2 protein-coding genes are annotated in these 2048 nt (G+C 59.1%); one reads left to right on the forward strand and one right to left on the reverse strand.

Annotated features, from left to right (window positions below; genetic code table 11):
• The first annotated feature begins 531 nt into the window (after positions 1-531).
• Positions 532-1650 carry a baeRF11 domain-containing protein gene (locus tag B2M20_RS18610; protein ID WP_079448499.1) on the forward strand — a complete coding sequence of 373 codons (1119 nt, stop codon included), beginning with the start codon at positions 532-534 and terminating at the stop codon, positions 1648-1650.
• A gap of 31 nt (positions 1651-1681) precedes the next feature.
• Here the strand turns inward: B2M20_RS18610 and B2M20_RS18615 are convergent, their stop codons facing one another.
• On the reverse strand, positions 1682-1912 hold the full coding sequence (locus B2M20_RS18615; protein WP_420799346.1) for a hypothetical protein: 231 nt from the start codon (positions 1910-1912) through the stop codon (positions 1682-1684).
• Between the last annotated feature and the right edge of the window lie 136 nt (positions 1913-2048).

Consider the following 2048-nt stretch of genomic DNA (forward strand, 5'->3'; position numbering starts at 1 on the left):
AGATGGAGAAGCGCTTTCCGATGAGGACCTGTGTCTGCGATCTACTCCCTCGCCGTGAACGCGGAACAGCCGCTTGGTGAGGTGTTCGGCGGGGTCTTTCCGGATGCGCCGAATCCCCACGCAACTGTTACGAGGTGAGCCTGCGGGGATAACTTTTACGAAAATGCAGGAGACGGGGAATTCAGAGAAATTCCTGTCGCAAAAAGTCGCGCGCAAAAAGCCAACTCTCGCGACAATTCGGCGTGACCGCTCCCGACCGCTTCTGAGACGCAGTCACCTATCCTCCATTTTCCTGGAAGCAGGCGTTCGATTAAACCAAGCAAGCGGCAATATTGCGTGACTGCGGTCATGCCCGGCGCTCTGCACGAAGCATTCATGTTCTTGTTGTCTCACCCCGACAATCCAGTCGTCGCGGCGAAGTACGTCCAACACTGACTAATTACCAAAATGACCGCATCTTGGCTTGGCATCAACTTTTCATATAGGGTCGGACAACCACCATCATCCATCCGCCGGAAGGACACACACCGCATGCTTTATCTCGACATCCCAACATCCCGCGACCTGTCCTCCCTGAACGAGTTGCGTGCGGATGTCTGCGTGTCGATCTATCTGCCGACGACGCCGATTTCACAGGACGTCCAGCAGGCGAGGATCACGCTTTCCAACCTCGCGAAGGAGGCGACCCGGCAGCTTCAGGAGGCCGGAACAGACAAGCGACGGCTGGCTAGTCTGCAAGAGCATCTGGATGATCTTGCAGATGACGAGGAGTTCTGGCGGTTTCAGGCGCACAGCCTCGCCGTCTTCGCCACCCCGGATTTTCTGCGCACATATCGCTTAGCTAACAGGCTGAGCCAGATCATGGAAGTATCGGACCGTTTTCACCTCAAGCCCTTGATCCGTGCCATCACATTCCCGCATGCGGCCTATGTGCTGGCGATCTCGGAAAATGCGGTGCGGCTGGTAGAGGTCTCGGCAGACCTGCCGGCGACGACAGTGAAGGTGCCCAATCTTCCAAAAGATGCAGCCAGCGCCGTAGGCAAATCCACCATCAATGACCGCTCGCCGAGCGGGCGCATCCACGGCAGCGAAGGGCAAAAGACCCGGCTGGCGCAGTATGTGCGCAAGGTGGACGCAGCCCTGCGTCCGGTTCTCGCCGGCAGTAACCTTCCCCTCATTGTCGCCGCAACGCAACCCGTTGAGGCCATCTTCCGTTCCGTGAGCGCGATCCCGGCGTTGCCACACGCCATATCGGGCAGCCACGACAGAACCAGTGATGCCGATCTCGCGAGTGTCGCCCGTCCGATTCTCGATGCGCATTACGAAGGGCAGATTGCCGACTTCCATGCCTTGTTCGAGAAGCGCAAGGGTCAGCGCCGCGCCACGACCGACATCTCCGACGCCGCGCGGGCGGCGACGTTCGGCAACATCGACCAATTGCTGGTGGACATCGACAATGTGGTGGACGGGAGTGTGGACGATGACACCGGCGCCGTGACCTTCGATAAGGCCGGCGATGCCCGCAACTATGGCGTTGTCGACGAAATCGCGGGACGCGCGCTGCGGTCGGGTGCTAAGGTGTTCGGGGTGCGCAACGACGACATCCCAGATCGGCAATCACTCGCCGCGATCCTGAGAAGCCCGCTCTAACGGCCAACGGCTGTAAACGGGCTGCATAGCCCTAGCAGGCTGTTGAAGAATTCTTTGAACGGCGCGCGATGAATGGGGTGTTGTCGCCGTTGAGGAGGCAGATCTCCCCTTCGAGTGAGCTGTCATCCTTTAGTTCGGCCCAACCGTCACCCTCGGCTAGCTCGACGGTATCGCCGAGGCAAGCTCGATGAATGGAGCCGGTGCAGCAATCAAGGGCGAATTCGCAGCCGGCCACATCGAACAGGGTGTAGGCGCCCGCCAAGGCCATGTCATAGCCCGGCGTCTCGACGACCCGCCATCTAGAGCATTTTTCGATCAGGTAGCGTCGTATCCAGCGGCGGCGAGATAATTTTGACATTCATCGGGTGAGAAGCGTTTGAGAGCGTTGGCGATTGCTT

The sequence above is a fragment of the Nitrobacter vulgaris genome, from assembly GCF_002028545.1.
GTDB classification, from domain to species: Bacteria; Pseudomonadota; Alphaproteobacteria; order Rhizobiales; family Xanthobacteraceae; genus Nitrobacter; species Nitrobacter vulgaris.

What these genes read in the sequence shown, in the direction of transcription:
- B2M20_RS18610 (WP_079448499.1), top strand. Translation starts at nt 532, where the DNA reads ATGCTTTATCTCGACATCCCAACATCCCGCGACCTGTCCTCCCTGAAC.